This window comes from Helicobacter pylori (assembly GCF_006439795.1).
GTDB classification, from domain to species: domain Bacteria; phylum Campylobacterota; class Campylobacteria; order Campylobacterales; family Helicobacteraceae; genus Helicobacter; species Helicobacter pylori_CR.
The window spans coordinates 46,890-53,176 of record NZ_VEYL01000011.1 but is presented as its reverse complement, the minus strand read 5'-3'; the positions used below and the strand labels follow the sequence as shown (position 1 = coordinate 53,176).

The following is a 6,287-nucleotide window of genomic DNA, read 5'->3' as shown; positions in this document are numbered from 1 at the left end:
GTTACGCAATATTTATTGGGTTGATCATACTCTAGCACCTCCCCCAACTTCCTAAACTCCACCCCCTTAGGCGCTAGAGTTTGGAGTAAGCGCTCTATTTTATGCATTTTGCCCCCTTAAGCTTCTAAAACGCTAGCGATAAAAAGGCTCTTTTTTAAGCCCTCATCGCGCGCATGGAATTGGCTAAGGCTAAAAGCGTAACCCCCACATCGCCAAAGACCGCCTCCCACAAGCTCGCTACCCCCATAAGCCCTAGCACGATAAAAACGGCTTTAATCCCCAAAGCGAACAAGATATTTTGCCAAATAATGCTTTTAGTTTTTTTAGCGATCGCTAAGACTTTGACTAACGAATTTAAGGAGTCATTGGTGATCACAATGTCTGCGCTTTGCTTGCTCAATTCTGAGCCTTTCCCCATGCCAATCCCCACATCAGCACTCGCTAGAGTCGGAGCGTCATTGATGCCATCGCCTACAAAAATCGCCGGGGATTTATAGCGTTCTTTAAAGGTTTTAAACACGCTCGTTTTTTCTTCAGGCAACAAGCTCGCATAATATTCACAGCCTAGAGTTTGAGCGATGCTTTCAGTTGCGCTTTTTCTGTCCCCGCTCAAAATACAAAAATTTTCTATCCCTTGCGCTTTTAAATCCCTTAAACACTCTATGGCGTCATCTTTAATCTCATCGCTAATGACGATATAGCCTATATAAGTTTGGTTAAAAGCCACATGCACGATCGTGCCGTTTTCTTTGGAAGGGCTGTGCGCGATATGGAATTGATCGAGCATTTTTTCATTCCCTGCGATGATTAGATCCGTATGGCATTGCGCTTTAACCCCCATTCCGCTCAATTCTTCGTAATTTTTAATGTCATGCTGGTGCTTATCGTCCTTTAACATTTCTTCGCATGCTTTTTGAATGGATAAAGCGATAGGGTGCGTGGATAAAAGCTGCGAACAAGAAGCGTAATGCAAAACTTCTTCTTTAGAATGCCCGTTTTGCGGCACAATATCTGTTACTTTAAAAACGCCTTTAGTCAAAGTGCCGGTTTTATCAAAGGCGATGCTTTTAGCTTGGGTAAGCACCTCTAAAACATGCACGCCTTTCATTAAAATGCCCTTTCGGCTCGCCGCTCCCACGCCCCCAAAATACCCTAAAGGCACAGAAATCACTAACGCGCAAGGACAGCTCACCATTAAAGCCACAAGCCCCCTATAAATCCACTCATCAAAGCTCCCCATAGAAAACAAGGGCGGCAATACAGCGATCATTAACGCAATGAATAAAACGCTTGGGGTGTAGTAGCGTGAAAATTTAGTGATGAATTTCTCTGTTTCGCTCTTTTCATTCGTGGCTTGTTGGACCAAATCCACCACTTTAGCGATAGAAGAATCTCTATACCTTTTTTCCACTTGAATTTCAAGGACCGCTTTTAAATTCAAGCTCCCTCCTAAAACTTTAGAATGTTCGCTGACATTAACAGGCATAGACTCCCCGCTCAACGCCCTTTCATCTAGCAAACTTTCGCCCTTAATCACCACGCCATCCACAGGCACTTTTTCGCCAACTTTCACCACCACAATGTCATTGACTCTTAAATCTTCAGGCGCGACACCCACCAGCGCATCGCCCTTTTTCAAATAAGCCAAATTAGGAGCGACATCCACTAAAGCCTTAAGGGATTTTTTAGAGCGAGAGACAGCGAGTTTTTGCAAAAATTCGCCCGCTGAATAAAACACCATAATAGACACGCTCTCTTCATAAGCCCCCACGCAAAAAGCCGCAATAGTCGCAATGAGCATCAAAGCGTTTTCATCAAAAAATTGCCCTTTTCTAAGCCCACGAAACGCCCCTAAAATCACATCTTTACCGCTCACTAGATACACTAAAGCCAACACGAAAAACATAGCTTTTTCAATAAAGGGGCTAGGGTTTAGGTGTAAGATTAAAATCGCGCCCAAAAAAACCATGATCGTCATAATGAGTGGGGTAAAACTCAAGGGCTTTTCTGCGGCCTCTTGAAAAGACAGGCTCAAATGCGGTTCATTTTGCTTGATGAAAGCCTTAACCTTTTCAAAATCGCTCGTGTCCAAAAACAACCTACTGGTGCTGAAATTGATTTGAGCTTTTTTCACATAATCCAATTTGTTTAAATCCCTTTCTAATTTAGACGCGCAATCAGGGCAATCCAAATTATGAATGTGGTATTCTTGCATTTTCTCTCCCTTATAAAAATCCTTTTAAGAAATCTTTCTAAAACTCAGCGCTTTAAGCATGTGAGATTTTTCTATATTCTCGCAAGCGTTTAAATCCGCAATCGTCCTAGCGACTTTTTTGACCTTATTAACAGAGCGCATGGACAGATTAAACCTTTCAACCGCCTGCTCTAACAACTTTTTTGCTTCAGCGTTTAAAGGGCAAAATCGTTCTATCTGCTCTTCATTAAGCTTACCATTAAAAGCGCTCTGTTTCCTTAATTTTTGCTGTTTGAAAGCTAATAATACTAACTCATGCATCTCTTTTGAAGTCCAAGAATGCGAGGGCGTGTCTTTATAATTCCCCTCTTCCATCTGCACAAACAAATCAATCCTGTCTAAAAAAGGCTCGCTCAAGCGGTTTTTATACTGCGTGATTTCTCTGTCTTGGCAACGGCATGCTTTGGTTGCGCTGAGTAAATTCCCGCACAAGCAAGGGTTTTGAGCCCCTACAAATAAAAATGAGGTTTCGTATTCAATCTTGCTATGCACTCTTGAGATCACCAATTTATTGTTTTCTAAAGGCTCTCTTAAAGCTTCCAAAATATCCTTTTTAAAATGAGGCAATTCATCAAAAAAAAGCATGCCGTTATGCGCTAGTGCGATTTCGCCAGGTTTTGGCTCTTTTAGAGAGCTTGAGCCTAAAATACTGGATTTTGAAGCGCTTTGGTGAGGGTTTCTAAAACTCCTTAAGGGGTAATAGGCGCTGTCTTGCTCGCTTAAAATGCGTAATTTTGTCGCTTCTAGGATTTCATTCAGGCTTAATGGAGGTAAAATATAACGCATGCGGTTAATGATCATGCTTTTCCCACACCCTGGACTTCCCTCTAAAATCAAGTTATGAAACCCAGCGCTAGCGATCAAAGCGGCTTCTTTAGCGACAGCTTGCCCCTTAACTTCTTTAAAATCTAAGGCGTAGGCGTCTGAAAAATAATACTCTTTATCGTTCAATTCTATCGTTTTAAAGGGTAGTTTTTTCGTGTGGGTGTCTGCTTTGATTTCAGGGTTTTGCAAGATTTCTAAAGCTTCTTTAAAATGCTCCACAAAAAAGCATTGCAAATTAGGGATGAGCGAAAAAAGCTCTTCATTAGCCTTAGGCGCAATGACTTTAGCATGGGGGTGTTTAATGGCAATGTCTAAAAGCATGGGGAAAATGTTAGAATTGGGTTTGATCTTGCCATCAAGCCCTAACTCCCCAAAAGCAAACCACTCTTTAAAAGCCAACTCTTGTTTTTGCAAAGCGATTAAAAGAGCGATAGGCAAATCAAAATGGCTCCCGGATTTAGGCAAATCTGATGGGGAAAGGTTGATGGTGATTTTTAAAGGCGGGAAAGTGAAATCGTTATTTTGTAAAGCCGATTGGACCCGTTGTTTGGCTTCTTGGATAGAGTTATTAGCCAATCCTGAAATCACAAACGCCGGCAAAGCCCTTGTGAAAGTCGCTTCCACGGCCACGATTTCTGCCACTCCCCTTTGCATGGTCGCACAAAATACCGTGTTAATCATGATTAGGACTTGTTTTTGGGATTTTTACTTAATTCTTTTAATTCTTTTTCAAATTTCTTACGCTTCAAAATGGATAATTTATCCACGAATAACACGCCATTAAGATGATCGATCTCATGCTGAATGGCTACCGCTAAAAGCTCGCTCGCTTCTAAAACTTTCACTTCAGCGAAGCGGTTTTGATACTCTATCTTCACCTTTTCAAAACGCTCCACCTCTTCGTAAAATCCTGGCACAGACAAGCACCCTTCTTTATACATTATCGTCCCTTTAGTTTCTATAAACTTAGGGTTAATGATTTCCAAGCAGTCTTCTTTGTGTTGCACGCCGTCTTCTCGTGGGAGATTGATAATAAGCATTCTTAAAGGCAAACCCACTTGAATAGCGGCTAACCCTATCCCCTCACTAGCGATCATAGTCTCATGCATGTCATCTAGCTGTTGGTGGAGTTTTGCATCAAAAGAAACGACCTCTTTAGAAATCGTTCTTAAAATTTTAGAAGGGTAATGGATAATCTCTAACAACGCCATGCAATCACTTCACGTTTTTCTGTAACACTTTATCAATCAATCCATACTCTTTAGCTTCTTTAGCGCTCATATAAAAATCCCTGTCCGTGTCTTTAGCGATTTGTTCCAAACTCTGCCCTGAGTTTTGAGCCAGAATAGAATTCATCAAACCCTTAAGCCTGAGAATCTCATTAGAAATGATTTCAATATCGCTCGCTTGCCCTTGAGCCCCCCCTAAAGGCTGGTGGATCATAATCCTTGAATGGGGCAATGAAAAGCGCTTGCCCTTAGCCCCACAGCTCAGTAAAAACGCCCCCATAGAAGCCGCTTGACCGATGCAAATCGTGGAAACATCAGGGCGGATAAAATTCATGGTGTCATAAATGCTAAGACCGCTTGTTATCACCCCACCGGGAGAATTGATATATAAGCCAATGTCTTTTTCAGGGTCTTCAGCTTCCAAAAACAAGAGTTGGGCCACGATAGAAGACGCCACGCTATCATTGATCTCACCGCTCAATAAAACAATGCGATCCTTTAAAAGGCGCGAGTAAATATCATAGCTGCGCTCCCCACGATCGGTATTCTCTATTACATAAGGAATGTATCCCATCATCTCTCCTTTTTAGCCGTTTAACCCGCTTGAATTTTTTGAGCGTTGGGTCTCATTTTTTCCAAAATTTCTTGTTGCTCTTTAGGCAGGTTTTTATCCAACAAATAAGCTAACACCCTATCTTCAATCATCGCCATTTTCACCGCCGCCAACATGTTATTTTTGCGGTATTGTTCAATGAGACTTTCTGGGTTTTGCCCTGTCATCATCGCTTCATAATACAAGGTTTGAAAGACTTCATTGTCATGCACGCCAATTTTTTCTTCCTTCGCTAAAGCGTCAATGATGAAAGTGATTTTCACGCTTTTTGTCGCATCATTCCTAAAGCTCTCGCGCTTTTCTTTGGCTTTTTCTTGACTTTCTTGTAAGGATTTGACTTCCTCAGCTTGCATGGAATAAAGAGCGTTCCTGAACAACAAATCCATTTCTTGCTCTATGATCGTTTTAGGCAAATCAAAAACAATCTTTTCATCTAAATTTTCAATCAATTTTTCTTTCAACTCTTCATTATAAAGCCTGGCTTTATTTTCTAAAAACAACTGCCCTTCAACCCTTTCTTTTAAAAGCTTTAAAGCCGCATTCTCTTCATTAGCCAACACGATTTTAGCGAGTTCGTCATTGATTTCTAACGCTTCACGCGCTTGAATCTGGTGCAATTTCACTTTAAAAAGGGCTTCTTTGCCGGCCAAATGCTCTGCGTGGTATTCGCTAGGGAAAGTCAAAGGAAATTCTTTTTCCTCGCCCGCTTGCATGCCTAAAAGAGCCTTTTCAAAATCTTCTAGCATTTGCTTATTGCCTAAAATCAAACTGAAATTTTCAGCCTTGCCCCCTTCAAAAGGCGCATTATCTATAAAGCCTTCAAAATCAATCGTTAATTTATCGTCGTTTTGAGCTTTTCTTTGAGCGTCAGTATCCACAAATTTCGCATAGTCTTTAGCGAGCTGTTTCAAACGCTCATCAATTTTTTCTTCATTGGGGATTTCCACTCCCACGCTAGGCACGCACTCTTTGATCTTGTCTAAAACAATCGTGGGTTTTAAGCCGATGTCCGCTTCTATTTCAAAATGCGTGTCTTTTTTTTCAAATTTAGTGAGGTTGGGGCTGCCGATTAAATCCTTATTTTCAATCCCTAATTCCTTAAAAGCGTTTTTCAAAACCTCTTGAATCATTTCTTCTTGAGCGTCTTTTTCAATTTGGGCTTGATAACGGGTTTTCACTAAACTAAGGGGGACCTTACCTCTTCTAAAGCCATCAATTTTAACTTTTTGGGCGATTTTTTGAGCGATTTTATCATAACGCTTTTCTAAATTTTCAATGGAAGGTTTAGCACTCAAACGGGCGTTAGCGGTGTCAATCTTTTTCACTTCAAGATTCATTTTTTTCCTTAATGGTTAAAAAATTAAAT

The 6,287-nt window shown here is 41.0% G+C and carries 5 protein-coding genes and 1 pseudogene; all 6 read right to left on the bottom strand.

What is annotated here, in order from left to right; translation table 11 throughout:
- Positions 1 to 107 (bottom strand): annotated as a pseudogene (locus FIM66_RS08335) (restriction endonuclease subunit S); the annotation flags it as partial.
- Positions 108 to 154: 47 nt separating this feature from the next.
- Positions 155 to 2,215: a heavy metal translocating P-type ATPase gene (locus FIM66_RS05710; protein WP_140600188.1), complete on the bottom strand. Its 2,061-nt coding sequence runs from the start codon at positions 2,213 to 2,215 to the stop codon at positions 155 to 157.
- Positions 2,216 to 2,239: 24 nt separating this feature from the next.
- Positions 2,240 to 3,760, bottom strand: coding sequence for a YifB family Mg chelatase-like AAA ATPase (locus tag FIM66_RS05705; protein ID WP_140600187.1), 1,521 nt, complete (start codon positions 3,758 to 3,760; stop codon positions 2,240 to 2,242).
- A 2-nt stretch (positions 3,761 to 3,762) separates the two neighbouring features.
- On the bottom strand, positions 3,763 to 4,290 hold the full coding sequence (gene def / locus FIM66_RS05700; protein ID WP_024112304.1) for a peptide deformylase: 528 nt from the start codon (positions 4,288 to 4,290) through the stop codon (positions 3,763 to 3,765).
- Positions 4,291 to 4,294: 4 nt separating this feature from the next.
- The gene (clpP, locus tag FIM66_RS05695; RefSeq protein WP_000540573.1) at positions 4,295 to 4,882 is read right to left on the bottom strand and encodes an ATP-dependent Clp endopeptidase proteolytic subunit ClpP; all 588 of its coding nucleotides are present in this window, start codon (positions 4,880 to 4,882) and stop codon (positions 4,295 to 4,297) included.
- Positions 4,883 to 4,902: 20 nt separating this feature from the next.
- A complete protein-coding gene (tig, locus tag FIM66_RS05690) occupies positions 4,903 to 6,258 on the bottom strand; it encodes a trigger factor (protein WP_140548898.1) in 1,356 nt (451 codons plus the stop codon).
- Positions 6,259 to 6,287: the final 29 nt, after the last annotated feature.

What these genes read in the sequence shown, in the direction of transcription:
- FIM66_RS05710 (WP_140600188.1), bottom strand. Translation starts at nt 2,215, where the DNA reads ATGCAAGAATACCACATTCATAATTTGGATTGCCCTGATTGCGCGTCT.
- clpP (WP_000540573.1), bottom strand. Translation starts at nt 4,882, where the DNA reads ATGGGATACATTCCTTATGTAATAGAGAATACCGATCGTGGGGAGCGC.
- tig (WP_140548898.1), bottom strand. Translation starts at nt 6,258, where the DNA reads ATGAATCTTGAAGTGAAAAAGATTGACACCGCTAACGCCCGTTTGAGT.
- def (WP_024112304.1), bottom strand. Translation starts at nt 4,290, where the DNA reads ATGGCGTTGTTAGAGATTATCCATTACCCTTCTAAAATTTTAAGAACG.
- FIM66_RS05705 (WP_140600187.1), bottom strand. Translation starts at nt 3,760, where the DNA reads ATGATTAACACGGTATTTTGTGCGACCATGCAAAGGGGAGTGGCAGAA.